General features: G+C 61.3%; 21 protein-coding genes. 8 read left to right on the top strand and 13 right to left on the bottom strand.

Annotation, left to right across the window (positions count from 1 at the left end; translation table 11 throughout):
• Positions 1-132: 132 nt before the first annotated feature.
• The 6 genes from rsmA to lptF form a co-directional block, all read right to left on the bottom strand.
• On the bottom strand, positions 133-972 hold the full coding sequence (rsmA, locus tag NP945_RS04065) for a 16S rRNA (adenine(1518)-N(6)/adenine(1519)-N(6))-dimethyltransferase RsmA (protein WP_256745641.1): 840 nt from the start codon (positions 970-972) through the stop codon (positions 133-135).
• A 10-nt stretch (positions 973-982) separates the two neighbouring features.
• Positions 983-2,011 (bottom strand): 4-hydroxythreonine-4-phosphate dehydrogenase PdxA, encoded by a 1,029-nt coding sequence (gene pdxA / locus NP945_RS04060; RefSeq protein ID WP_127268605.1) that lies wholly within the window; start codon positions 2,009-2,011, stop codon positions 983-985.
• Position 2,012: 1 nt separating this feature from the next.
• The gene (locus NP945_RS04055; protein WP_256745640.1) at positions 2,013-2,942 is read right to left on the bottom strand and encodes a peptidylprolyl isomerase; all 930 of its coding nucleotides are present in this window, start codon (positions 2,940-2,942) and stop codon (positions 2,013-2,015) included.
• Between the two features lie 99 nt (positions 2,943-3,041).
• Positions 3,042-5,480: an LPS-assembly protein LptD gene (locus tag NP945_RS04050; RefSeq protein ID WP_164761802.1), complete on the bottom strand. Its 2,439-nt coding sequence runs from the start codon at positions 5,478-5,480 to the stop codon at positions 3,042-3,044.
• Entirely contained in the window at positions 5,480-6,565 is a 1,086-nt protein-coding gene (gene lptG / locus NP945_RS04045; protein WP_174299091.1) for an LPS export ABC transporter permease LptG, read from the bottom strand. The genes NP945_RS04050 and lptG overlap by 1 nt, the downstream gene beginning before the upstream one ends.
• Entirely contained in the window at positions 6,562-7,764 is a 1,203-nt protein-coding gene (gene lptF, locus NP945_RS04040; protein ID WP_127267686.1) for an LPS export ABC transporter permease LptF, read from the bottom strand. The genes lptG and lptF overlap by 4 nt, the downstream gene beginning before the upstream one ends.
• A 352-nt stretch (positions 7,765-8,116) precedes the next feature.
• Between lptF and NP945_RS04035 the strand changes: the two genes are divergently transcribed.
• Entirely contained in the window at positions 8,117-9,628 is a 1,512-nt protein-coding gene (locus tag NP945_RS04035) for a leucyl aminopeptidase (protein WP_256745850.1), read from the top strand.
• A gap of 27 nt (positions 9,629-9,655) precedes the next feature.
• Positions 9,656-10,105 carry a DNA polymerase III subunit chi gene (locus tag NP945_RS04030; RefSeq protein WP_023813773.1) on the top strand — a complete coding sequence of 150 codons (450 nt, stop codon included), beginning with the start codon at positions 9,656-9,658 and terminating at the stop codon, positions 10,103-10,105.
• Positions 10,106-10,189: 84 nt separating this feature from the next.
• On the opposite strand, the gene NP945_RS04025 is transcribed toward NP945_RS04030, so the two are convergent.
• Positions 10,190-10,708, bottom strand: coding sequence for a DUF995 domain-containing protein (locus NP945_RS04025; protein ID WP_256745639.1), 519 nt, complete (start codon positions 10,706-10,708; stop codon positions 10,190-10,192).
• Between the two features lie 133 nt (positions 10,709-10,841).
• Positions 10,842-11,765 carry a glycoside hydrolase family 26 protein gene (locus NP945_RS04020; RefSeq protein WP_127319805.1) on the bottom strand — a complete coding sequence of 308 codons (924 nt, stop codon included), beginning with the start codon at positions 11,763-11,765 and terminating at the stop codon, positions 10,842-10,844.
• 611 nt (positions 11,766-12,376) lie between these two features.
• Here NP945_RS04020 and NP945_RS04015 point away from each other — a divergent pair.
• On the top strand, positions 12,377-14,257 hold the full coding sequence (locus NP945_RS04015; RefSeq protein ID WP_256745638.1) for a glycosyltransferase family 2 protein: 1,881 nt from the start codon (positions 12,377-12,379) through the stop codon (positions 14,255-14,257).
• 255 nt (positions 14,258-14,512) lie between these two features.
• On the top strand, positions 14,513-14,920 hold the full coding sequence (locus NP945_RS04010) for a hypothetical protein (RefSeq protein ID WP_256745637.1): 408 nt from the start codon (positions 14,513-14,515) through the stop codon (positions 14,918-14,920).
• A gap of 261 nt (positions 14,921-15,181) precedes the next feature.
• On the opposite strand, the gene NP945_RS04005 is transcribed toward NP945_RS04010, so the two are convergent.
• From NP945_RS04005 to NP945_RS03995, 3 genes are all read right to left on the bottom strand, one after another.
• The gene (locus NP945_RS04005; RefSeq protein WP_256745849.1) at positions 15,182-16,183 is read right to left on the bottom strand and encodes a glycosyltransferase family 2 protein; all 1,002 of its coding nucleotides are present in this window, start codon (positions 16,181-16,183) and stop codon (positions 15,182-15,184) included.
• Positions 16,184-16,227: 44 nt separating this feature from the next.
• Positions 16,228-17,154, bottom strand: coding sequence for a lysylphosphatidylglycerol synthase domain-containing protein (locus tag NP945_RS04000; protein ID WP_306283061.1), 927 nt, complete (start codon positions 17,152-17,154; stop codon positions 16,228-16,230).
• 189 nt (positions 17,155-17,343) lie between these two features.
• Positions 17,344-18,969 carry a glycosyltransferase family 39 protein gene (locus tag NP945_RS03995; RefSeq protein ID WP_256745635.1) on the bottom strand — a complete coding sequence of 542 codons (1,626 nt, stop codon included), beginning with the start codon at positions 18,967-18,969 and terminating at the stop codon, positions 17,344-17,346.
• Between the two features lie 226 nt (positions 18,970-19,195).
• Between NP945_RS03995 and NP945_RS03990 the strand changes: the two genes are divergently transcribed.
• Positions 19,196-19,801: a DUF995 domain-containing protein gene (locus tag NP945_RS03990; RefSeq protein WP_256745634.1), complete on the top strand. Its 606-nt coding sequence runs from the start codon at positions 19,196-19,198 to the stop codon at positions 19,799-19,801.
• A 349-nt stretch (positions 19,802-20,150) separates the two neighbouring features.
• Positions 20,151-20,591, top strand: a complete 441-nt coding sequence (locus NP945_RS03985) for a hypothetical protein (protein WP_256745633.1) — start codon at positions 20,151-20,153, stop codon at positions 20,589-20,591.
• On the opposite strand, the gene galE is transcribed toward NP945_RS03985, so the two are convergent.
• Together galE and NP945_RS03975 are read right to left on the bottom strand one after the other, a co-directional pair.
• Positions 20,545-21,624, bottom strand: a complete 1,080-nt coding sequence (gene galE, locus NP945_RS03980; RefSeq protein ID WP_256745632.1) for a UDP-glucose 4-epimerase GalE — start codon at positions 21,622-21,624, stop codon at positions 20,545-20,547. The genes NP945_RS03985 and galE overlap by 47 nt on opposite strands.
• Positions 21,621-22,658 carry a UDP-glucuronic acid decarboxylase family protein gene (locus tag NP945_RS03975; RefSeq protein ID WP_256745631.1) on the bottom strand — a complete coding sequence of 346 codons (1,038 nt, stop codon included), beginning with the start codon at positions 22,656-22,658 and terminating at the stop codon, positions 21,621-21,623. The genes galE and NP945_RS03975 overlap by 4 nt, the downstream gene beginning before the upstream one ends.
• Positions 22,659-23,364: 706 nt before the next feature.
• Between NP945_RS03975 and NP945_RS03970 the strand changes: the two genes are divergently transcribed.
• Together NP945_RS03970 and NP945_RS03965 are read left to right on the top strand one after the other, a co-directional pair.
• Positions 23,365-23,970 (top strand): hypothetical protein, encoded by a 606-nt coding sequence (locus tag NP945_RS03970; protein ID WP_127268682.1) that lies wholly within the window; start codon positions 23,365-23,367, stop codon positions 23,968-23,970.
• A 62-nt stretch (positions 23,971-24,032) separates the two neighbouring features.
• The gene (locus NP945_RS03965) at positions 24,033-24,887 is read left to right on the top strand and encodes a 23S rRNA (adenine(2030)-N(6))-methyltransferase RlmJ (protein ID WP_256745630.1); all 855 of its coding nucleotides are present in this window, start codon (positions 24,033-24,035) and stop codon (positions 24,885-24,887) included.
• Positions 24,888-25,040 lie beyond the last annotated feature (153 nt).

Here is a 25,040-nt window from a genome sequence, read left to right as displayed (position 1 = left end):
CTTCCTTCGCCCCGTTCACGGGGAGAAGGTGGCCCGAAGGGCCGGATGAGGGGCGGTGCTGGCATTTCAAGGTTCGTGCTGCCCCCTCATCTGCCTGCCGGCATCTTCTCCCCGTAAACGGGGAGAAGAGAGCTACACCGCATTGGTCAGCCGCACGAATTCCTCGACGCTGAGCGTCTCGGCGCGGCGTGTCGGATCGATGCCGGCGCGTTCGAGCAGGGCCTCGCCGCCGAGGCTTTTCACGCTCTGCCGCAGCATCTTGCGACGTTGGCCGAAAGCGGCTTCTGTGACGCGGCCGAGTTTCTTCACTTCGGCGGGCAGGGGCGTCGGGCGCGGCACCAGATGCACCACCGAGGAGGTGACCTTTGGCGGCGGCGTGAATGCCTGTGGCGGTACGTCGAAGGCGATCCTCGCCTCCGTCCGCCAGCCGGCAAGAACCCCCAGCCGGCCATAGCTGTCGCTGCCGGCAGGCGTGACGATGCGCTCGGCCACCTCGCGCTGGAACATCAAAGTCATCGAGGTGTAGAAAGGCGGCCAGTCGCTGACCGTCAACCAGCGCACCAGCAGCTCCGTGCCGATATTGTAGGGCAGGTTGGCCACGATCTTGACCGGGCCGCCATTGCCGGTCGCTCGACTGGCAAGGCCTGTGAAATCCGTCTTCAGCGCATCGCCGGAAACAACCTCCAGACGGCCGGGATAGTGGTCGGACACTTCGGCAAGAGCAGCCAGGCAACGTTCGTCACGCTCGATGGCGATGACGTGACGCGCGCCGTTGGAAAGCAGGGCGCGGGTCAGCCCGCCGGGACCGGGACCGACCTCGATCACGGTTGCATCGGACAAGTCGCCGGCGGTGCGCGCGATCTTGCCTGTGAGGTTGAGGTCGAGCAGGAAATTCTGGCCGAGCGCCTTCTTTGCCTGCAGCCCATGACGCTCGATCACCTCGCGCAGCGGCGGCAGCCCGTCGATGCTCATGCCCGAGATCTCATACCGCAACCGCCTTCGTGTTCGTGTCGGCCAGCCGCCGGGCAAGCTTCAGCGCCGCTATCAGGCTGTCGGGCCGCGCCACACCCTTGCCGGCGATGTCGAAGGCCGTGCCGTGGTCGGGCGAGGTGCGGATGAAGGGCAGGCCGAGCGTGACATTGACCGCCTCGTCGAAAGCCAGCGCCTTGGCCGGGATCAGCGCCTGGTCGTGATACATGCAAAGGGCCGCGTCGTAGCCCGCCCGCGCCCGGACATGGAACAACGTGTCGGCCGGCAAAGGGCCGAAAGCGTCGATGCCATCGGCACGCAGGATGTCGACCGCCGGGCGCACGATCCGCTCGTCCTCGAGGCCCATGGCGCCGCCTTCGCCGGCATGCGGGTTGAGCCCGGCAATCGCCAGCCGTGGCTTGGCGATGCCGAAGCGGCCGGTAAGGTCGGCGGCGGTGATGCGCGCGGTGGCGACGATCAGCTCGGTGGTCAGTGCCTTCGGCACCTCGGCCAGCGCGATGTGGATGGTGACGGGAACGGTGCGCAGGTCGGGTCCTGCCAGCATCATCACCGGCATCGCCTCGACGCCGCTGTGCCGGGCCGCCAGATGCGCCAGATACTCGGTGTGGCCGGGGAAGCGAAAGCCGGCGTCGTAGAGCGGCTTCTTGGCGATGGGGCAGGTGACCACGGCCGAGGCTTCGCCGGCAAGGCAATCGGCGACGGCGCGGTCGATGGCCTCGATGGTGGCAGCCGCATTGGCCGGATCCGGCCGGCCGGGACTGTCGATGCAGCGGGCAGTCAGTGGAACGATCGGCAAGGCGCGGGCAAAGACCTGCGCCGCTTGCGCTGATGTCGTTTCGACGACCGGCAGCGAAATGCCGAGCAGGCGCGCCCGGGAGGCGATCAGCGCCGGATCGGCGAGCAGGTAGAAGGGGGGCAGGGCGGCAGCTTCGCGCGCCATAAAGGCGGCGATGGCGATCTCCGGCCCAATGCCGGACGGATCGCCGGCGCTCAACGCGAGCGCAGTCACTGCGTTGCTCACGTCAGCGCTTGACGATGCGGGCTTTTGCCTTCAGCTCGTCGACATATTTCTTGCTGAGCGCGTCGGCATCCTTGTCGCCGCCGGAGCCTTCGGCCTGAAACGCCATTTGGGCGACCTTGTCGTCGGACACTTCGCGCGACGAGCAGATGCCGATGAATTCGACGCCGCGTTCGGTTTCGCGCGTGGCGGTGGCACCGCCGACTTTGGTCGCCTTGATCTGCTCGGCCCAGTCCAGCGGCAGCTGCGGCGCCAGCACCCGGCCCAGATCCCGAACGGTGACGTCGATCAGGCCCTTGGCGAATTCGCGCGTCGTTTTGCAGCCGTTGAAGCGGGCGCGCATGGCGTCGGCCTCGCGCTTGCGTTTGCCCAGCGTCGCGCTGCGTTCAGCCGCCGGAACCACGAAGATGACCTGCTGCAGCATGTATTCGGTGGCGCTCGGTTTGGCGCCGCCTTTTTCGAGCATCTTTCTCACGAGATCCTGCTCGCTGACGGCACCGGTGCCGTCGCCGGAACGGTAGCGGGCGCTCAAAGCTTGGTTCCAGGCCATCTGGGCGCGGATGAATTCCTTGAAGTGGCTCTTGGTGACGCCTGACTTCTCCATGACGCCGTCAAGCTGGCTGAGCTGCATCTTGTTGCTAGAGGCAAAGCGCTGATATGCCGCCTCGACCTGTGCGTCGCTGATGCGGATGCCAAGCCGCTTGGCCTCGGCCATACGAAGCGTCTGGTCGATCATTTCCTGGCCGGCATCGCCCTTCTTGCGCTGCAGCTTCAGGAAGGCGGCGCGATGGGCTATGTCGCCGGTGGTGACCGGAATGTTGTTGACGACGTATTTGATCTCGCTGGCGAAAGCCGGCGGCGTCATTGCAGTGATCGACACGGAGGTCGCCGCCACGAGCAACGCGAAACCTGCTGAAAAGAGGTATTTCCTCATCGTTGGTATCCCAATTCTATCCCGGTCCCGCCCAATTTCATCTTTCCAGGTGCGCGAAATCCGTGCCAGCCCTATGCGGCGAAACGATGTCGCCGATTGTTACTGGATCGTGTCGATGGCACTGGTCGACGAGCCGAATTCGCCGAGGGTGCGGAACGACAGATTGAAGCCGATGGTCTGCGACACCTCCCTGGTGTTCAGATCGCGCGACTGCGAGTAGGTCATCAGATAAGTGAAGCAGGAATCGTTGTAGGCGAAGCCGACACCGTCCTTGACCAGCAGGCTTTGCTGCAGGTCGTAGGTTCCTGTGCCGAAGACGCGCCAGTTTTCGGCCAGATGCGTGGATGCACCAAGTGTGACTTCGTGACGGTCTTCCGTGAAACCGTACAGCGGCTGGGCCTGGATGAAGGCGTATTTGGCGCTCAGCGACACAGGCAGGCCGGAATAGGCGGCCTTCACCTCGGCACGGCGGACCTCGAAACTCTGTTCGTCGAAACGGCCGCTGACCGAGGCCGCGAAGCCGTTGGGGCTGTTGATGCCGAACAGGCCGACATAGTCGGACTTGGTCGTGTCGAGGCCGGAATTGGCGCCGACATTGACCAGATCCGGCGCGGCGAAAGAGTTCTCGCCGCCGATCTGATAGGATTGGCCGAAAATGGCATTGGTACCCCAGCCATTGTTGTACGAGCCGGAATAGCGGAGGCCGACATTGGCGCGCGAACCGCCTTCGACGCGGTCGTAACCGGAGAACTTGTCGCGCTCGAACAAGGTGGTCGCGTCGAAGACCATGCTTTGGGCGTCTTCGTTGGGCACTGAGAGGCCGCCGACATATTGCTCGTTCGGGCGCATGAAGACCTGCGCCATTGGCTCGATGACATGGCTGGACCCGCTGGCCATGGAAAACAGCACCGGCCAACGCATCTCGAGGCCCGCGGTTGCCATGTAACGGGCAAATGACGAGCGCATATCGTCCTGCTCGCCCAAATGCGTTGCCATTCGGTCGATGGCGTCTAGCGAAGCCGACGATGCGTTGAGGTAGTCCACATCGCCCTGCAGCGCGAGCAACGGCGTTAGCACCAGTCCGTCATCTGTGACGAAACTCCGCTTCCACTCGGCCTCGGCGGTGAGACGGCCCGATTCGCCTTCGATGCCGCGGACGCGCTGTGTGGGAGTGAGGGCATTGTAGGGCTGGACGAAGGTCTCGTCGACATCGTCGCGGCGGATGACACGCGCGTTGACATTGAGGGACAGCTGGCCGCCGGCCACCGAGGCATCAGGAATATAGGCGTAATCGAGCGACGGCAGCACCCAGGGCTGTTGTCCGCTTCGCGCAGAGATATTGTCGTCAGGCGTATCTTCCTGCACATCGAAATGCATGGCGCGCACGTCGAAATAGTTGCGGCCGTTGAGACCCGTCAAGTAGACCGACGACTGGTGGACGCTGCTATTGTACTTGTCGATGCCGTAGGTGTTCGAGAAGTTCTTGTCGGTCTGCAGTAGCACGTCCCAGCCGAAGTTCCAGCGTGAGTTGATGGCGAACTGCCCCTGGGTACCCATCATGCCGCGGAATTTGTTGGGATCGCCGGCGCTGCCCGAATTGACGTTGTGGCCAGAGCTGGATGGGAAGGCAGTGGTGTCGAGGAAGGCGTCGGGATTCTGCTGGTGTATCCCGGCGATCTTCAAGCTGTACTCGCCATTGTCGAAGCGCTGACGCCACTCGGCCTCACCGAGGAAGCCCTGCTTGGTATAGCCGGTGCCGGTGACCGTCAGGTCGTAGGTCGGCGCCAATGCGAGATAATAGGGGACTTTCACGCCGACGCCGAGATCGCTCTTGTAGATGATGCTCGGGATCAGGAAGCCGCTCTTGCGCTTCACCGTCGGGTCGGCAATTTCGAATGCAGGCAGATAAGCAAGCGGAAAACCGAAGAACTCGAAATTCGCATTCTCGAAGCGAACCGTCTTCTTCTCGCCGTTCCAGATGATCTTCTTGGCCTTGACGCGCCAGGTCGGCGCTTTATCCGGCTTATCCTCGCACGGCTCGCAGGCGGTGTAGACGCCATTGTGGAAGGTGGTCAGCACGCCGCCCATGCGTTCTGCGCTTTCGGCGGCGAAATAGGCCTTGTCGATGGTTTCGACCCGCAACGCATTGACGAAGCCGTCGGCGAAGTCATCGGTGATGTCGATATGTTGCGAATTGATCTTGGTGCCGTCGCTGTTGATGACTTCGACGTTGCCGCTCGCGACCATCCGCTTGGTGTTGCGGTTGTATTCGACTCGCTGAGCGACAAGGCGATTGCCACCATAGTCGATCTGCACACCGCCGACGGCGGTCACGGTCTGGTTGTCGTTGTTGTAGACCAGCGTATCGGCCGCCAGCAGCATTTGCGAGCCGGCTGGAACCGATGTCGCCATGTCGCCGACGTCCTGCGCAAGCGCCGGTGCCGGAACGGCGTAGGCAAGCACGCACGCCAAGGCGGTCGCCGCATAGAGGCGCGCCAAACCGGCCTGCCTGTTGCTGGGCAAAAACGCCTCCCTCACTAGCCGTCTTCCTTGTATAGCAGGAAAGTCACCCCGAAGAACATAGCCACCATGACCGGTACCCAGGCGGCTACGACAGTCGGCACGAATCCCGCCACGCCGAATGCCTTCACCAGCACCGAAACGACATAAAGCAGAAAGCCAGCGATGATGCCACCCAGAATCATCGTCGCCGACTGTCCCATCCTAGCAAATCGCATTGAAACCGTTGCCGCGATCAGCGTCATGGCGACGAGAAGGAACGGCAACGCCACGAGCGAATCAAACTGCATGGCAAAAGCATTTGCCTTGAGGCCGAAGGAGCGGGCAACCTCGATCTTTCCGGGCAGGTCGTAGAAGGGGATGGTTTCGGGGCGCGCCAGCCGCTCTTGCACGAATTCGGGCTTTAGATTGGTCGGTACGCGATCGGTTGCCGACGCCTGGATCGTGCCGTTCTGGAATGTCTTGACGTCCTGTAATTCCCAATAGCCGTCGCGCAGGAAGGCACGGGCGGCGTCCTTGCGCTCGACGATGTTGCCTTGCGGGTCGAGAATGAAAAATACGACATCGGCCATTTCCAGGCCCTGGTTCAGGATGGCCCGCGCACCGATGATGGTGTCGCCCGAACTGGTTTTCTGCCGGATCCAGGGCGCGGCATCGGCCGAGACCGTATTCGATTTGCCGGAACGCAGCTGGGTTTCGATCTGCTCCGACCAGGAGAATGCGTGCGCGGCGAGCGGATTGATGACACCAACCGACAGGACGCCGAACAGCAAGGCTCCGATGCAGCAGGGCAAGAGGAACTGCCAGGCGGAAACACCGGCGGAACGCGCGATGACCAACTCGTAGCGCCGGTTCAGCGACACCAGCGTCGCCATCGCCGAGAAGAGACCGACGAACGGCACCGTCTGCAGCATGATCATCGGCATACGGAGGCCTGAAATGGCTACCGCCGTGCCGTAGGTGAAGCCGGGCAGGCCGGTGGTGCGGCCGGACAGCTCGGTGAAGTCGATCAGGAACACCAATGCCAGGAGGCCGATGAAGAACCAGATGGTGATCGTCACATAGCGGAAGAAGAAGTAGCGGCCCAGTGTCCAGCCCATCAGCCGACCCCTTGCCCTGATGCGCCGCGCCTGGACAAACGCAATTTGAAAGCATTCCAGCTGTCAGCGATGCGCGTGGCGAAGTTTGTCATCCAGTCCGCCCAAGTCACGGGCAGTTCCAGTGTTCGGTTGGAGACGATGAACCAGATCGCCACCGCGGAAGCCACGATCGGCACGCCATAGACCATATACGCATATTGCGGGACCTCATCCGCCTTGCTGGCGGCAAAAAAGCCCAGCCAACGCACGAACAGCGATATCGTGATCGCCGTGATCAGCGGATTGACGCGCGCCTCGCGGTGCGAGCGCGCATCCCCGGCGACCGCAAGCGCGATCAGCGCGAAAACCATGGAATAGGTCCATTCCGAGAACCGTTGGTTGACCTCGGCCCGGTATTCGTAGGGGTTCTGCTGATAGTACTTGTCGTTGGCGCCCGGGTTGAGCAGGTACTGCGTCGTCTGGTCTTTGGGCAGGAGCGTCACCGCCGAAGCCGCCGCCATGAAGGCCGACATGTCGAAGGCATAGGAGGTGAAGCGGATGACGGAGAGATCGCCGGTCAGCGTTTTGCGATGGATGACGCCGTCATTCATCATCAGCACCTTTTCACCGCCGCGTTCGACGATGCTGCCGGTCTTGGCGTAGTAGACGAGGTTGACGCCTTCCTCGCGCGAATCGGCGACGAAAATGCCACCCAGCCGATTGTCGGGAAGGCGCTCACCGATCTGCAGGAACAGCCCGTCGTCAATCTTGCGGAAGGTGCCTTCCTGGATGATCAGCGACAACAGATCCGCGCGCGACGAGGCCACCAGTGCCCGGTTCTTCTGCCGTGCGTAAGGGTCGATGCCGTTGTCGACGGCAAAGGAAAAAACGGCGGCGGCGAGCGCCAGCAACATGATCGGCCGTACGATCGTCCAGCGCGAGGCCCCCGCGGCGTTGACGACGGCGAGTTCGGAATCCGAATTCATCACACTGAGTGTCTGTGCGACTGCTACCACCAGCGCAAAAGGCACCACGATCGGGATGATGGACGGAAGGATGAGGGCGGCGACTTCGAAGAAGGTCAACGCCGACTGGCCGCTGTCTGTCACCAGATCGATCTTTGCCAGCACCTGTGTCGTCCACACGATCGCCAGCGTCCACACAAGAGCGGCCATGAAGACCACGAAAGCGCGGCGCATGATGTAGCGTTCAACGACCTTCATGAAGGCTTTTCTCGATTTTTTCGAACGGCATCATGCCACCGAACAAGGTAGCTGTCCGGCAGCGCCTGCACAACTGGCTCCATCAGATGGTCGATCCGGGTTCTGTCCTACATTACGCCCCCCGGCTGGGCGGAGTGTCGGCGGGAATGGATAAGAAAGGGCGAACATCGATGGTTAACAACAGGTTGCGGCAAAAAGCGGGGCCGTGCCGCGACGAATCGTCATCGATTCCATAGGTCATATGGGATGCCAATTCGGCAAAGTCTTGCCAAATGCCGGAAAACGACCAAATGTCGCGCATCGTTTCGAACCGCTTCCCCAAAAGTCGCGCATTCCCTGAAAGCAGGACATGATGAATCAAAGACCGTCGATCGCCTTCGCCAAATTTTCCGGGTCCCAGAGCGCGGTAAACAAGAAGGGCACTGTCTTCGTGTTCGCGGCGGATGAGGGCGGCCTGAGCGACGTCGCCAAGGCCGGCGATCCCGGCAAGACATTGGAGCGGGCCTTTCCCGTGGCTGAGTTCATGGGCAAGTTCGCCAGCACGGTGGAAGTTCTGGCGCCGCAGGGAGCGTCGCTCGACAGACTCGTGGCGATAGGCACCGGCAAGGTGTCGGGACTGGACGAATATGCGTGGCTGAAGCTTGGCGGCACCGTTGCCGCGTCGCTGCGCAAGGCGACCGAAGTGGCGGTGGTCCTCGATGTGGCCGGCGCCTCGCCGAGTGCGAAGGATGCGGCAAACCTTGCCGCGGGCATTCTCCTGCGCAGCTATTCCTTCGATAAGTACAAGACCAGGAAGGACAAGGACGACAGCAAGGCAGAGCCGAAGAAGTCGGTCAAGGTGACCATCCACACCGCCGATCCGGCCGCTGCGAAGAAGGCCTTCGCCGATGCCGAGGCGGTGATAGACGGCGTCCTGCTGGCGCGCGACCTCGTCAACGAACCGGCAAACGTGCTTGGGCCGGTCGAGTTCGCTGCCCGCGCCAAGGAACTCGAGGCGCTAGGCGTCAAGGTCGAGATATTGGCTGAGAAGGAAATGAAGAAGCTCGGCATGGGCTCGCTGCTCGGTGTCGCGCAAGGCTCGCCGCGCGGCGCCCGCATGGCGATCATGCAGTGGAACGGCGGCAAACCGAAGGACAGCCCGATCGCCTTCGTCGGCAAGGGCGTCACTTTCGACACCGGCGGCAATTCCATAAAGCCGGCCTCGGGCATGGAGGATATGAAGGGCGACATGGGCGGTGCCGCCGCCGTCACCGGCTTGATGCATGCGCTGGCGGCCCGCAAGGCGAAAGCCAATGTCGTCGGTATCATCGGACTGGTCGAAAATGCCGTCGACGGTCATGCCCAGCGTCCCGGTGATATCGTCACTTCGATGTCGGGCCAGACCATCGAGGTGCTCAATACCGATGCCGAGGGCCGCCTCGTGCTGGCCGATGCGTTGTGGTACTGCAACGACCGCTTCCAGCCGAAATTCATGGTCAATCTGGCGACGCTGACCGGCGCCATCATGGTGGCGCTCGGCCAACATTATGCCGGCCTGTTTTCCAACAATGACGAGCTGGCCGAAAAGTTGTCGGCGGCGGGGCAGGCGACGCAGGAACGGCTGTGGCGCATGCCGCTCGGTGCCGAATACGACAAGCTCATCGATTCCAAGAACGCCGACATGAAGAACATCGGCGGCCGTTTTGGCGGCGCCACCATTGCGGCGCAGTTTCTGCAGCGCTTCGTCAAGGATACGCCATGGGCTCATCTCGACATTGCCGGCACGGCGATGGGGGCGCCGTCGAACGAGATCAACCAGTCCTGGGGTTCCGGTTTCGGCGTCAGGCTGCTCGACCGGCTGGTGCGCGATAATTATGAGCAGTGAACGGGTTCAATCACTATAGGCTGAAGCATGGCCGACGTCCTGTTCTACCACCTGACCGAATCGACGCTGGAGGATGCGCTGCCGGGTCTCCTGGAGCGCAGCGTCGACCGTGGCTGGCGCGCCGTGGTGCAGACAGGCACCGAGGAACGCCGCGATGCGCTCGACCAGCATCTGTGGACCTTCCGCGACGATTCGTTCCTGGCGCACGCAACCGATCGTGAGGCTCATCCCGGTGAACAGCCGATTCTGTTGACCACCGGCGACGGCAATCCCAACGACGCCAAGATTAGGTTCCTGGTCGACGGTGCGGTGCCGCCTGACCTTGGCGGCTACGAGCGCGCGGTGTTCCTGTTCGATGGCCACGATGCCGCCCAGCTCGAGGCGGCGCGAGGGCACTGGAAGGTGATGAAGAGCGCTGGCCACGCCGTCACCTACTGGCAACAGACGCCAGATCGCCGCTGGGAGCGCAAGGCTTAAGGCAGGTCGCCTGAACGTTCAGGCGACATGCTTGACCAGTGGCGTGTCACGACAATATCTACTGCTTTGCCTCGATCCGGTTATCTACTGCTTTGCCTTGATCCGGTTCATTTTCGTTGTGACATAGTCGCCGTATTTCAATTTCATCGACTCGTCCGACCGGTTTCGACGCGGGCTCTTGAAAACGTACCATTCGCCATCAGGCGATTTACGCTTGTAGATAACCTTGCCCACTTGGCGATGCTCGAAGCAGGTCATCGAGCCCTTCACACCCCAGGAGCCATGCCATTGCGCGCGGTAGCAGAGCTTGCCGCCGCCGGGAATGAACCACATGCCGTCGCCATAGCCCGACTTGCCCTTGTCGTGAGTCCAGGCATCGAACTGCCTCTGCTTGACGGCAAAGAACCCGGCGCCCTTCTTGCCCCACAGCCACGAATGGTTCTGATAAATCTGGTAGACGCCTTCGTCAGGAACGACTGTGGCTTTTTGCGCCTGCTCGGCGATCCTTGTCGCCGTCTTGGCCGTCGCAGGAACCTGAAAGGCAAGAACAAGAACGGAGCAGGCGAATGCCGCTCCGAGATAATTTCCCATTACCCGTTTCACGAAACTTCTCCACAGACTGATTTACGCCACGCCTCAACCCTCATCCCGAACCGCTGGTTCGAGATGGATCATGATCAAACAAGGAGATTGGAAATCGATCCCGATCGTGTCGGGATCGATCAGCACGATGCGTCTACGGCAGGACGTGCTGGGTCACCCTCCAGTCGGGCAGACCATAGCCACCCAGCCACGGCCACACTTCCTTCTGGTTGAAGTAGACGACCGAAGTCAGCGCCGGGAACTCCGCGTAGGATTTGCGGGAATCTTCCTGCCATTTCGAGACATAGTCCTGCTTGCCGACATAGCCGAGTTCCGCAACGACGATCGGCTTGTTGAACACTGCAACGCGGTCATAGCCGGGCTTCAGCAGCTCAGCGAAGGTACGGTCATGACCGGCCTCGTCATTGTCCTTTTTCTGCAGACCGAACACCGACAGGCCGATGACGTCGACATAGTCGTCGCCGGGGTAGTATTTTTCCAGACCCTCTTCGCCCTTGGGCGACCACATATACTTGGCGGCGGGGGCAGCCTTGCGGCAGATATCGACCTCGCGCTTGTAAGCGGAGATCCAGTCCTTGGGAGCCCAGTTGGCCCAAGTGAAGCGGCCGTTCTTGTCTTCCATTTCCTGAGCCCAGCGAATGGTCACCGGGCTCTTCATCTGTCCCACCAGGCCGCAGATTGCCTGCATGTTGGCGTCATATTTGCCGCTTAAAATGCCGTCGCGCAATTCGGGCGGGGTGATGCGCCAGTCCTTCGACCAGGTCCACGGCTCAACCGTAATCAGCAGCGAACGTCCGCGTTGCAGCGCATAGGCGTCGGCAAGCGGCAGCGTCGACAGGTCGACGTCTTCCCAAGGCAGGAACAGCTCTTCGATGCTGGCACTCTTGTCGGCGCTGAAGTCGCCGTAGGGATCATAGGATCCGAACGCCGAGGCGGCGCTGCTCGTTTGGACGGGGTCCGTCGCGGCTACCGAGCCAGCGCCTCCTGCCGTGGGGAACGCGGCGCTTCCGCCCAATGCCAGCGCGATTGCGAGTGCTTTTACTGTGGAGTATTTCATGTCGATCTCCCATGGCCCCAACCTCTTTCGGAAGTTAAGGCTTCGCCCGTGCGCATCGATGCCTGATCGACACGACTACCCAAAAACCGATCGGCTCTATTTGGCAGAATCTGCGGGATTTCGGAGCGACCCCATTGGCGGATGTGCGAACCTGGCACAGAGCCACCCAAAATTACCTCTCAAGCCCCTATACAGGGGGCGTTCGAGAGAAAGTTCGCCGCGATACTCACAAATTCGCGTCAAAATCCCGATATATCATCCCTAGCTAATTTAAGAGCCGGTCAGGGCCAAGAGTCAAGCACAATTAACGGTTGCTTAACCTTGACGACCGCAACATGGTTAACGGCTTTGGCCGGATCCCCTCCGACTGCCTCGACCCGTCGGTGAATTTCCAGCACCGAAGAGTTTACCGGCTCGCCGCCAGACTGACTGCTCGGTAGCGGCTATTCCTCCCCCGATACGCGTTAGGTTAACCAAATCCCAATAATCATATTCAACAAACAATTAATTTAGTTGACGCTAAGAAAGCGTTAGCTAATTCTAATCCTGGGATTTTGGGAGCTTCCAGCCACCTTGTCGGCGGAAGCCCAAAGTGGCGGGCGAGTAAGTGTATGAGTGCTTCCGTGCATGATGGCGTCGTCGGCCATAAGAGCCGACGGGCGCATCGATCTGAGGCGGCTCTGGCAGTCACTGCGCAGAAGGGACCCTTTCTGGTGCCCGTGCTGTCGGCCTTTCAGCAATGGATCCTGAGACTGGCGCTGGCTTTCTGGTTCTGCACACTCGGGTTTTTCTGGATCTGGTGGCTGAAGCCGGAGCATGTCGAACATCTCGGGCCATACACGTTCGCAACACTCATCCTGGTATGGCTCACGCTCATGCCGTTGTACTTTCTATTGAACGTGCATGCGTCGAAAAAACCGTCCAAGCTTCACACGATCCCGAAGCGTTCGCGGGTCGCGATGGTGGTCACCAAGGCCCCCTCCGAACCGTTTGCCGTCGTTGCGCGCACGCTCGAAGCGATGCTGGCACAGGATTACCCGCACGATACCTGGCTGGCCGACGAGGATCCCTCCGAAGAGACAGTTCGCTGGTGCGACGCTCACGGCGTGATGATTTCGACGCGGCGCGGCAGGCAAGACTATCACCGCACGACATGGCCACGCCGGACGCGCTGCAAGGAAGGCAATTTGGCGTTCTTCTACGACCACTATGGCTACGAGCGTTACGATTTCGTCGCCCAGATGGATGCGGACCATGTACCGACGCCAACCTATCTGAGGGAGATCCTGTTTCCCTTCGCCGATCCCTCGGTTGGCTATGTCTCGGCGCCGAGCATCTGCGACAACAACGCCGCCGAGAGTTGGGCGGCGCGCGGCAGGCTGTTTCCGGAAGGGATGTTTCACGGACCGCTGCAGTCCGGCCATACGGGCGGTGGAGCTCCGCTCTGCATCGGCTCGCATTATGCCGTGCGGACCAAGGCGCTGAAGCAGGCGGGCGGTCTCGGTCCTGAACTGGCGGAAGATCACTCCACCTCCATGTTGATCAACGCGGCCGGATGGCACGGCGTGCATGCGCTCGACGCCATCGCCCATGGCGATGGCCCGCAGACCTTCGCCGACCTCATCACCCAGGAATTCCAGTGGTCGCGCAGTCTGATGACGATCCTGCTCGAATATTCGCCGAGCTATCTCCCAAAGCTGTCGCCGCGGCTGAGATTCCAATTCCTCTTTTGCCAGCTCTGGTATCCGCTGTTCGCCGTCTTTGCGTTGCTGATGTACGTCATGCCGGTCTATGCGCTGTCTACCGGGCGCAACTTCGCCAATGTCATGTATCTCGACTTTTTGTTCTACTATCTGCCGAACGCGGTCGCGCTGGTTGGCCTGGTGATGCTGCTGAAGGCGTTCGGCCTCTCGCGCCCGATGACGGCCAAGACGATCAGCTGGGAAGGCACGCTGTTCCTCTTCTTCGCGCGTTGGCCTTGGGTGCTGGCCGGCACGTTGTCGTCGATCCGCGACTATCTGACCAAATCATTCGTCGATTTCCGCGTCACGCCCAAGGGCAGCGGCCCCAAGCACCTTCTGCCGGCTCGCGCCCTCACTCCCTATGTGGCGCTGGCCATCGGCGCGGCACTGCCTGTCCTGCTCGTTGAGAACCCCTTCGATGCCACCGGCTTCTACTGGTTCGCCGCCTTCAACGCCTTCCTCTACGGGCTGCTGGTTGTTGTGATTGTCGTAAGGCACGTCATCGAAAACAGGATTCCGTTGCGCGCCAATGCGGCGAAAGTCGCCTTTCAGGGGTCGCTTGCCGTGCTGGCGCTGATCGTGCCCGCCGCGGGCTTCTACGATCGCGGCATGGAAGGCGTCTACGGACTGCAGCAGGGCGCCGGTGGCCTGCGCATCGTGCGCATCGCCTATGTGGTTTCCGGCGCCGGCCAGGGCAACATCGGTGGCCGCAATTTCTACTTCGATCCAGGTTGGGAAACGCGGCGCTGAATGCTGGAGGCGTCCGCGTAGCGGGCCGGCACTCTGGACGGCTGCAGGCACGAGCCCAATAGATCAAACTTTAATTATATCCGATCGATTGCCGAAAGGCCGCGTTCATCGTGTCGTTTGCATGATCTTTAATAAGTTTCCCCTAATATATAATCCATGATGTGAGCGGCGATAGGCTGCTCGCGTGGCGCGGAAGCCAAAAAAGCAAATAGATCTCCGCGCTGAAACGAATTATATTCGTGGTAGGGGACAATGATGAACAAAGTTATGGAAAGAAGGGCAAGGATCGGCACGAAATATGCTTGTGCATTCGCCGCCGTTGCATTGATCTCGATACTCTCAGGTTGCCAGAGCAAGGACGCGACCAAGACCAGCTCGATCGGCACAAAGTCCGTGGTGCATACGCTCGGCAAGAAGGTGCACGACGTCAAGAAGAAGCGGCTGCATCTGTTCAACCGCAAGCCGCTCACACAGACGACCATGGTGACGCGTACGAGGGAGGAGGCCTATGCGGCCTTCGTGCGGCCGCAGCGTGTCGGCAGGCCGGCGCCGGTGAAGGTCTCCTACCGTCTGGGCAATGGCGGCCCGTTCCTGGGCCGTTCGCCTTGGATTTGTGGCCCGAGCGGTTTCGGCCAGCGCGCCAGCTGCCGTTCGCGCTACTAGACCATCAGACCTAAAAGTGGCGGCGCGATTTGAATGAAGGATCCGCCGCTCTTGTCTTCGCCAGGGGGCGCGAGTCGAGGGCGAGAGGTTGGCGCAGACGTTGCGCCTTGCCTCTTGCCCTCAGGCCGCCATTCCTGGGATCAATGAACCCTGCCAGTCCGCCGTCGGCCTGAAACCAAAATCCCTCCCAGCAAGCTATCGATGAAGCCACTGCCCCGGTCAACGCTGGGGACGGAGAGCCTCGATGGCGTCCCGATCACCTCATGATGGCCGGCGCGGGCGGAGCCAGCCGTCATTGTCACTGCGCGCCGGCTGCGGCCGTGCGACATAGGCCGATGCTCCATTCGCTTCGTGATAGACCCGTGCCAGCATTTCAGCCAGCACGCCCGACGTCACCATCTGCACCCCGGCGATGAGCAGGAAGAAGCCGGTGAACAGCATCGGTCGCGTTCCAATGTCTTCGGCGAAAAGCAGCTTCAGGCAAAGCAGGTAGGCAAGGATCAGCGAACCCAGAGCGCCAAGCACGATGCCGATGCCGCCGAAGAAGTGCCCGGGCCGCGTGCGATAACGCATGAAGAAGTACATGAAGACCAGATCGAGCACGACCCTGAAGGTGCGCGAAATGCCGTATTTGGATTGGCCATGGATGCGGGCGTGATGCGTCACCACTTCCTGCGCGATGCGTCTGGGGGTCGTCACCGTGGCCAGCCATGCCGGGATGAAGCGGTGCATCTCGCCATAGAGCTTGACGCTGCGGATGACGTTGCCGCGATAGACCTTGAGGCTGCAGCCATAGTCCTTCAGGCGCACCCCGGTGACGCGCGCGATCAGCGCGTTCGCGATGCGCGAGGGCAGCCTGCGCATGAAAAAACCTTCCTGGCGATCCTTGCGCCAGCCCACCACTAGGTCGAGATCCTCGCTCAACAGGCGGTAGACCATACGCGGAATGTCGTAGGGATCATTTTGCAGGTCGCCGTCGATCGTGGCGATGACGTCGCCGCGCGCTGCGTCGATACCGGCCTGCATCGCGGCGGTTTGCTTGTAGTTGCGCACCAGCTCGACCGCATGCACATGCGGGCCGTAATGCGCCGCCAGGCGCCTGATCTCGCTCACCGTCGCGTCGGTGCTGCCGTCATCGACCAGCACGACCTCCCACGGCTGGCCGTAGCGTTCCATCGCCTGGTGAATCCGCACCAGCAGCGGTTCGACGTTCTCGGCCTCGTTGTACATGGGCACGACGATGGACAGTGTATGGTCCGGCATCACCGCGCCGTCAGGCAGTCCCGAAGCAGGGATGGGCAATACGCTCATAGGGATGGCTTCCTTGCAGGGCCGACGGCCGGGTTCCCCGGCAGTGTCGATTTCGAGGGAAACAGCCAGGCGATCGCACCCGTGGCGATTGCCGAGCAGAAGATGAACAGATGCAATGCCAGCGCTGCCTGGAGGCCGCTCTTCATGGCAATGCCGGAGGTGAGCAGCGCCGCCGCTGCACCCGCTTCGTAGGTGCCGAAGCCGGCGACGCCTTGCACCGGTAGTATGGCGGCGCCTTCGGCCCCGACGACGCCTGGAAAGGCGGTCGAAAAGGATGTCCCCAGTAGCATTGCCAGCAACCATCCCTGCACAGTGAGCTTCAGCGACCAATTGGCGATCGTCCACCACCAGCCATAGCGCGATCGGCCGGTCGCCTCGGTGAAGACATCGCGCAGCCTGCCGAGTTTCGCCACGATCTTGCCGCGGCCTGCCCAGTCATGCGGCGCACGCGCCCAGCGCGGCAGACACCAGGCGGCAGCGATTGCCGCGGCCACGCCCGCGATTCTTATCGCCGGATGCAGGCCCGGCCACACAGCCAGGGCCAGCACGCCGACGACGAAGGCGTCCTGCAGCCTGAACCACAGCAGCGAGGCGCTGGCACGCATGATCGGTATGCCGAAGACCTGGCGCAGGAGCAGGGGAAATGCCGTCTCGCCGCCGCGGAAGGGCACGACGTTGATCATCGCATTGTGGATCAGAATGACGCGCAGGCAGGCGCCGAAACGGCCATGCACCTCCTCGCGGAACTCGTCGCAGACGCGCAGCGCGCGCAGCACGTAGGTGACGAACAACGCAAGCGCCACGGCCGCGAAAGCGCCGGGCGTGATGCTCGCGAAAGCATCGCCCACCATCTTCCAGCGCGAGTCGCTGGCGACCCACGCTAGTAGGGCCAGGGTCACGATTATTGAGATTGCTCTTTTCAACCAATTCTCCGCCGGTTTCCACCGCCGAGTTCAAATGGCAGCACCGCGTGGTGCCCGAGTATCCCTACCGCCATCCGGGATCGGTTCGCCTGGCCCACCGCCTTGCCGACTTTCGGTAGGAGAACGCGGGCCGCCGAACCGTCGGGACCATATCCTGTCCAAGGCCCACAGCCCCAGACTGTCGCAGTTCTATGGACGGCTGATCCTATAGACCAGCAAATCGTCCGAATCCACAAGCTTGGTTGCGGTCTTGTCGAGATAGTCGATGACCCCGTCATGATGCTCGAGGAACAGCCGGTCCTGCTTGTCGGCGGCGTTCTTGGCCGTGCCGAACAGGTCCGCGCCTTGCGCGCGCAACTCCTCGAGCTGCGCGATCGCGGTGGCATCGTCCGCTACGAATTTCGACCATTCGACATCGCCGCCGCCAGGCGGGAACACCCAGCCACGCGCTCTGCTGTAGTAGACGGCGACGGGATCGCCGACCTCGGGCGCAATGGCGACGACGAGGTCGCCCGGCTGCGCTAACCGCGCCAGTTCGTCGCCAAGCAGCTTGCCATTCATGGCGATCGGCGTCTTCATTGTCCTGACAAGGGGAAAAGTCGACCAGACCAGCGTGACGGCCGCGATGCAGATCGCGCGCAGCACGACCGCCGGGGACAAAACGGGTCCCGATGCAAGCGTTGCCAGGAGAAACGCGCCGCGGCCGCAGAACATCGCGAATGGCACATGGAAGATGTGGTAATTCCAGGGATTGCTGGTGATCTCGCGCGCTGCCGCCAGATAGATGACGATGGCCGCAGCCAGCCAAACATAAGGGATGGCCGAAAGAGTGCGTTGCTTGGGGTCTTCGACGGGTCTGGGCGGCAGCCAGAAGCCGATCGCGATCAGCACCATGAACGGATAGCCGTAGAACCACCAGACTGAGGTGTTCCATACGGATTTGAAGTAGAAGCTGTTCCTGAAGAATGTCCAGAAACCGGAATCCCAGATATAGCCGCTGCCCGCGACATGAAACGGCGGATAGCTGCGGCCGAGATAAATGGCCCAGCTGAAATAGGCGCCGATGATGGCCAAGCTCAAAAGCCCCAACAGGAAGACCTTGGCCGCCTGCTTTCGCTTGTTCTCAAGAACCCAGGAAACCATGAGGTAGAAGATGACGGCGCCGGCGGCGAGGCCCGGCGGCTTTGCCAGCACGCCGAGCGAGAAGCTCGCCGTGGCAAGCGGCAGGAGCCAGCCGCTGCCGCCGGCCCAGTATTTCGCGAACAGCCAGACGCCGAGCGTCACCAGGGCCAGCATCGCGGGATCGGGAAGAAACGAGCTGTCGATCATGATCGCCGCCGGCATCAGCGCGTAGGCAAGTGCTGCGGCGTGAGCGTGGGTCTCGTCCCAGCATAACGCCGTTAGCCTGTGCAGCGAAAACACCGTCACCAGACCGAAGAAGGCCGCTACCATGCGGCCGAACCAGTCGTGCCAGCCGAAGAGTTGATAGAGCAGGGCGGTCAGATAGCTGACGATCTGGAACTCGCGGCCCTGATAACTTGGCCCGGGTCCGGTCCAGCTGACCTCCGGGAAGAAGATGTTCCAGCTGCGCTGCTGGAAATTGTCGGCCATCATTGCCGTGCTTACCTCGCGCCAGCTGAAGGCATCGACGAGTGGCAAGGTGATGTTGTGGAACCTGAACACGACCGCAATGAACAGGATGCCCAGCAATATCGCCAGGTTGGGGCTCAGGGTGCTGGTAGCAGCCATCTCCCGGTCGCTTGGCTGCAGGTATTGCTGACCTTCGGCCTGATTCAACTCCGGGTCGTCCGTCATTTGAAACCGCGTCCTCCCTGACGTCTGCGGATGTTGCTTTTGAGCGCGATTGTCGGAGGTGGAGGAATATACGACGCAATTCTTAATTTTGACGATTGCGGCTGCGTGTGTCTCGAATAGTTGTTGTTTATCCGCTTGGCGAAGGTTGACATCACCGCTCTCGCGACTGTTAAATAGTTTCCTAGGCTGTCAGAGCGCTGATAGTGCTACCTTGGGCCAAACAGGCATGCGCACGCCAATTGTACCGACAGCTCTGACCAGATTGCCGCCGCTTTGCGTCGACCGTCGGCAACACAGACCCCGTCGGTTCGCAAGTTGCACGCAGCTTATGTTTCTCCTGGCCCTCTGCGGCCAGACGGCGCTTTCGGGAACAGCGTATGCGGCTGCCGCCAAAGACAGCGGACCTGCGCAAGCGGTTGTCGCCGCCGTTCCGACTGCCTACGAGCTGTCGCTTCTTTACGCCGATCGCACATGGGTGTGGAAAAACGGAGCAGCCTATTTCGCACAGGGCAATCGACGCCTCGAGGCCTGGACGTCCGGGCCGGACACGGCATCTTTCGCGGCGGGCAGATGGCTGGTCACCAGCAACGGTAAGATGTGCATGGAACTCGCCTGGCGGTCGAAGGGCTACACCGGCAAGCAAAAACGCACCTGCTACAGCCACCGGATTCAAGGCGGGAACATCGAGAAACGCGAGGATCCGGATGGAGAATGGTACAGTTTCAAGCGATCTCCCGAGGATACTTCCGACGAATACCGGAAATTCGAAGTCGGCAACCCGAAGGGCGCGCAGTTCGAAGAGACCCGCAAGCTGGTCGATTCCAAAAATTAGGTACGCAGCCGACCCATCCTGACGAGTTGAACAAAATCACTCAATCCCGCTTTCGAGAGCGGACTGCAATTGCAAGGCACCTGTCAGGGATCTGGCGAATCGCTTATGGTAGGACACCAAGCAGTTCGGCTGGAGCCGTAGGCGCGCGGATCGCTGGTTGATGGCATCCAACTTTATCTGACAGAACGACGAGACGATGGGCCCTACCATACGGTTTTGATGAAATTTAATAATTAGTGATGTCTAATATTTACGTGTGATGTGCGAGTGGTCACTCATGCGGCGTGAGAGCGGCGAAGCATAGTACGTCGCGATGCGCCCTTGGCTTATACTTGATAGCAAGGGACACATGATGAACAATTCAGCGATGGGTGCAGTCAACCCAAGCAAAAATATCGTATCTATTAAAAATATCGTGGCTATCGTTGCGGCCGCAGCGATGATCTCTGTGGTTGCAGGCTGTCAGAGTATGGATGCGACCGAAACCAATTCGGTCCTCGTCAAGCCTGTGGTCCACGCCATCCGCAGCCAGCCCGCGGTCCAGCCCGTGCAGGCCGGATTTCTCGTGCGCTCGCTCCGGGCCGACCTTCCGATCCAGATGACAAGCACAACAGGAACCGAAAGTGCCTACGCCTTTGCACCACCGCAACGGATCAGAGCCAGCACGCCGGCGCCGGTGAAAATCTCGTTCAATCCTGGCGATGGCGGCACGTTCTCCGGCGGCTCGCCTTATATCTGCAGCCCTAGCGGGTTTGGCCAGCGCGCGAGCTGTCGCCCCCGCTATCTCTGACCCGTCGAGCGGCGACCGACGTTGCCGCCCTGGCTGGCGGCAGTTTCATTGGCCTGGTCTTCAGTCCGAAAAAAGGAGCGGCTGTCCTGACAATCGTATCGATGTCTGAAAGTTCCGGCACAAAGCCAAGCTGTTCGCGTGCGGCTCCCGGATCGGCGTAGAGCTCCGCCGGATCTCCGGGGCGCCGGCTTCTGAACACTGCCGGGACCGGTCTTGACGTCATTCGGCCGACCGCCTTGACGATTTCCTTGATGGAGACGCCCCGCCCGGTGCCGAGATTGACCGCCAGGCTTCGCCCGCCACCCTCGAGATGCATGAGCGCTTTCAGGTGGGCGCGGGCCAGATCGGTGACGTGGATATAATCCCTTACACAAGTGCCGTCCGACGTGTCGTAGTCGGTGCCGAAAACCTCGATCGCGTCGATGATGCCCGATGCGGCCATGAGCACTCTGGGAACCAGGTGGGTTTCCGGCGAATGCCACTCACCAAGCTCGCCGTCGGGATCGGCGCCACAAGCGTTGAAATAGCGCAGGATAGCAAATTTCATTCCATACGCGGAAGCATAGTCGCCGATGATCTGTTCGCCCATCAGCTTGGAGCGCCCGTAAGGGCTGATCGGATTTTGCGAGGAGGTCTCGCGAACGGGTAACGCTTCCGGCACGCCGTACGTCGCACAGCTGCTGGAGAAGATGATGTTTTCGACCGAACAAGCGCGTGCGGCATCGAGCACCGCGATGGTGCCTGTCACATTGGTTGAATAATATTCGGCCGGCTCGCGAACGGACTCTCCGACATAGGCCAGCGCCGCAAAATGGATCACAGCCGTCGGCCGGTGCGTTTCCATCGCCCGCTTCAATGCATCCCGATCCCGGATATCGCCGACGACAAGCGGACCCCAGGCGACGGACCTCTCGTTGCCGCGGCTCAGATTGTCGAAAACCACCGGCATGTAGCCGGCGGAGGCCAACTGCTTGCAGGTGTGGCTGCCGATGAAGCCGGCTCCACCCGTCACCAGGACTGCCGGCCGGCTCATGAGGCGGCAGCTCCTCTGGCAATGCGGTTTCCGTAGAGCAGGGTGTCAAAATACTCGACGGTACGCGCGAGCCCCTGGCTCAAGCTGATTTTCGGCTCCCAGCCGAGATTGGCCTTGGCAAAAGAGATGTCCGGCTTGCGCTGCCTGGGGTCGTCGACGGGCAGCGGCCGATGCACGATCTTCGATCGGGCGTTGGTGTAATCGACGACCAGCGTCGCCAGTTCCATGATGGTGAATTCGGCAGGGTTGCCGAGATTGACCGGGTGGGTGGGCGCGCTCGGCGCGTTCATCAGCCGGACAAAGCCCTCGATCAGGTCGTCGGCATAGCAGAAGGAGCGCGTCTGCTGGCCGCTGCCATAGACGGTCAGGTCCTCGCCGCGCAGCGCCTGGACGATGAAGTTCGAAACCACACGCCCATCGTCGGGCTGCATGCGGCGCCCGTAGGTGTTGAAAATGCGGGCGACACGGATATCGAGGCCATAGGTTCTCGAATAATCGAAGAACAGGGTTTCGGCCGAGCGCTTGCCTTCATCGTAGCAGGAACGCGGTCCGTGCGTGTTGACGTTGCCGAAGTAGCTCTCGGGCTGTGGATGCACGAAGGGATCGCCATAGACTTCGGACGTAGAGGCCTGGAATATCTTGGCGTTGTTCTGTCGCGCGAGTTCCAGAAGGTTCAGCGATCCAAGCACGCTTGTCTTGAAGGTGTGGATCGGGTCTGCCTGGTAGTGCGGCGGAGAGGCGGGGCAGGCGAGATTGTAGATCTCGTCGCACTGAAGATCCCAAGGCAGTGCATCGACGATGTCGTGCTCGATACAGGTGAAGCTCGGGTTCCGCAGAAAGGTGTTGAGATTGTATCTTTTGCCGGTGTGGAAATTGTCCAGCGCGACAACGTCGTATCCGTCCCGCAAAAGACGTTCGCACAGATGCGATCCTAAAAACCCCGCTCCTCCGGCGACAAGGGCGCGTCGTCGGCTTTGGTTGGCACCCCTTTGGCTGCCGGATTCCAGTTTCAGAACCTTGACAAGCTTACCCATGCTTTCCTCGCACGCACCGCACACGCTACCGCCGGGGCCGGGACAAAGCATCGCCCGGCCACGTTCCTGAGAACGTGGCAAACCTCCGCGTCTGCGGAATCGCCATCACTGATGTGCGTTAATTGTTCTTTGGCTTTCGCGAAGCTGGTACGACTACACGACCTCCGTGCTGCCGCTCAGCATTCTCTGCGCCCCGAAAACGCGGTCACCCGCTCGGTGTCACCATCGCCGATTGCTCGCCCAAATTGCACATCCCAACATATCGAAAATATACCTGTGGAAATTATAGTCAACTAAATTAGTGATTTCTTAACCAAGTGCGCTCGCGGATGGTTAACATGAGGGGGCGACGGTCTCTCGGGCTGAAACATGGCGCGTACGGAAAATCCTCTTTACTAATCAGCATATTGGCTCGATCGACGACAATGTATGACCGGACGCGGAAGCTGTCCCTTGAGGTAGAATCGAAACTTGACAGCAAGGACGGCCGAGAATGAGCCGGCAGCGATGTCAGCGCAGCGCGCGAAATACTCGGCTTAATTTTTGAGCGCATAGGTAGAACCTTGAATTGTTGCGCGGCCACGCCGCCAATCTGGTTGCGCTCGCACCCGCACGGCCCACCTCCAGGTGGCTGCCCGCAACTGGCCATCGCCTTTTGGCCGTCGGGGCGCTATTGGCAAGGTCACGATACGCCATGGTGATCTGAATGCGCTTTCTGTTTGTCCTGATCCTGCTCGTCGGCGCCGGCATCGGTGTCGTCTATCCCTGGGCGATGAGCAACTTCTCCGGCCATGAGATCGGCACCTGGCGGGTCTATGAGCAGGGCCGCTTCAAGCCGCTGACGGTGCCGCTCTCCGGCCGCGACGCGCCGGTGCGGGTGCTGGTCGACCTGACCGCAAGAGCAGAGCGCATCGTTTCGCAGCAGCGCACCGTCCTGACGCTGACCGCTGCAAGCAATGGCCGCACGGTGCTCGCCTCGACGCTGCAGTTCAACCATTCCGACAATCCTCGCCAGGCTAGCCCGCAACTGACCGACAAGATCTTTCGCGACGAGGCCGGCGTGATCGCGACCGTCAGCCCTGGCCCCTATATCTTCACCGTCGGACCGGGTGACGCCGACGACATACCGATGCGGGCGGTCGATCTCATCCTGCGCTCCGGCGCCGGCGAGATCGACAGCCGTGCACGGCCGGTCGGCTTCGCGCTGATGGCGATCGGCCTGATCGGATTCTTGCTGACTTTGCGCACTCGTGGCGGCCGGCCGGAAAATCCGAACTCGCAGCCGCCACCGCCGCGTTGGGGCAGGGGCTGATGCATGTCGCCCAAAAGTGTGCAGCGGTTTTGGGACAACGACATGCATAACGGCACAAAACCATGAACTACCGCCACGCCTATCATGCCGGGAATTTCGCTGACGTCGTCAAGCATGTCGTGCTGACGCGCTTGCTCGAGTATCTGAAGCAGAAGGATAAGGCGTTTCGGGTCGTCGACACCCATGCCGGCATTGGCCGCTACGACCTGTCATCCGCCGAGGCGCAGAAGACGGGTGAATGGCAAGGCGGCATCGGCAGGCTGATCGATGCCCCGTTCGCCGCTCCGGTGGCGGCGCTGCTCGCGCCTTATCTGGAGACAATACGGTCGCTCAATCCTGAGGGTGGCATCCAGAAGTACCCGGGCTCGCCACTGATTGCACGCCATCTCATGCGCAAGCAGGATCGGCTGACGGCGATCGAGCTGCACCCCAAGGATGCCGCGAGGCTGAGGACGTTCTTTGCCGGCGATTTCCAGGCCCGGATCATCGAGCTCGATGGCTGGCTGGCGCTCGGCGCGCATCTGCCGCCGAAGGAAAAGCGCGGCCTTGTCCTCATCGATCCGCCATTCGAGGAAGCGGGTGAGTTCGAACGCCTCGTCGACGGGCTGATAAGGGCGCACAAGCGGTGGCCCGGCGGCATCTACGCGCTCTGGTATCCGATCAAGGACCGCAAGGCGATCATCGCCTTCCGCAAGGCGCTGAAGCAATCCGGCATTCCGAAGCTGCTCGACATCGAGTTCGAGATCAGGCCGGCCTCTTCGGAACCCAGCCTCGACGGCAGCGGTCTGCTGGTGGTCAACCCGCCGTTCACGCTGGAGGGCGAGATGCGGACGCTGCTGCCGGCCCTGCACAGGCTGCTTGCGGTGGGGCGGCCGGCGCACTGGTCGCTGGAATGGCTGGCCGGCGAGCAGGCTTGAGGCGGGCTCATCGACGACCCAGGGACCGTGCTCTTTTGGGTCTCGATATGAACGTGCCAGAGCCATTCCGGTGCGTGCAAATTCGGCTTTGGTCAAAAAGCGGTTTCAAACTGGGAAACCATTGTCAACGCAACCGCTTGACCGCCGCCGAGC

The sequence above is a fragment of the Mesorhizobium sp. LMG17149 genome (assembly GCF_024518695.1).
In the GTDB taxonomy this organism is placed as follows: Bacteria; Pseudomonadota; Alphaproteobacteria; order Rhizobiales; family Rhizobiaceae; genus Mesorhizobium.
This window is presented reverse-complemented; position numbering and strand designations above follow the sequence as displayed.

Excerpts from the sequence above, each read along its gene's own strand:
- rsmA (WP_256745641.1), bottom strand. The coding sequence starts at position 972 with ATGAGCATCGACGGGCTGCCGCCGCTGCGCGAGGTGATCGAGCGTCAT.
- NP945_RS03965 (WP_256745630.1), top strand. The coding sequence starts at position 24,033 with ATGAACTACCGCCACGCCTATCATGCCGGGAATTTCGCTGACGTCGTC.
- lptF (WP_127267686.1), bottom strand. The coding sequence starts at position 7,764 with ATGAAGGTCGTTGAACGCTACATCATGCGCCGCGCTTTCGTGGTCTTC.
- NP945_RS04020 (WP_127319805.1), bottom strand. The coding sequence starts at position 11,765 with ATGAAATACTCCACAGTAAAAGCACTCGCAATCGCGCTGGCATTGGGC.
- NP945_RS03995 (WP_256745635.1), bottom strand. The coding sequence starts at position 18,969 with ATGACGGACGACCCGGAGTTGAATCAGGCCGAAGGTCAGCAATACCTG.
- NP945_RS03975 (WP_256745631.1), bottom strand. The coding sequence starts at position 22,658 with ATGGGTAAGCTTGTCAAGGTTCTGAAACTGGAATCCGGCAGCCAAAGG.
- NP945_RS04005 (WP_256745849.1), bottom strand. The coding sequence starts at position 16,183 with ATGCCGGACCATACACTGTCCATCGTCGTGCCCATGTACAACGAGGCC.
- NP945_RS04015 (WP_256745638.1), top strand. The coding sequence starts at position 12,377 with ATGAGTGCTTCCGTGCATGATGGCGTCGTCGGCCATAAGAGCCGACGG.
- NP945_RS04035 (WP_256745850.1), top strand. The coding sequence starts at position 8,117 with ATGAATCAAAGACCGTCGATCGCCTTCGCCAAATTTTCCGGGTCCCAG.
- NP945_RS03985 (WP_256745633.1), top strand. The coding sequence starts at position 20,151 with ATGATGAACAATTCAGCGATGGGTGCAGTCAACCCAAGCAAAAATATC.
- galE (WP_256745632.1), bottom strand. The coding sequence starts at position 21,624 with ATGAGCCGGCCGGCAGTCCTGGTGACGGGTGGAGCCGGCTTCATCGGC.
- NP945_RS03970 (WP_127268682.1), top strand. The coding sequence starts at position 23,365 with ATGCGCTTTCTGTTTGTCCTGATCCTGCTCGTCGGCGCCGGCATCGGT.
- NP945_RS04030 (WP_023813773.1), top strand. The coding sequence starts at position 9,656 with ATGGCCGACGTCCTGTTCTACCACCTGACCGAATCGACGCTGGAGGAT.
- NP945_RS04055 (WP_256745640.1), bottom strand. The coding sequence starts at position 2,942 with ATGAGGAAATACCTCTTTTCAGCAGGTTTCGCGTTGCTCGTGGCGGCG.
- NP945_RS04010 (WP_256745637.1), top strand. The coding sequence starts at position 14,513 with ATGAACAAAGTTATGGAAAGAAGGGCAAGGATCGGCACGAAATATGCT.
- NP945_RS03990 (WP_256745634.1), top strand. The coding sequence starts at position 19,196 with ATGCGCACGCCAATTGTACCGACAGCTCTGACCAGATTGCCGCCGCTT.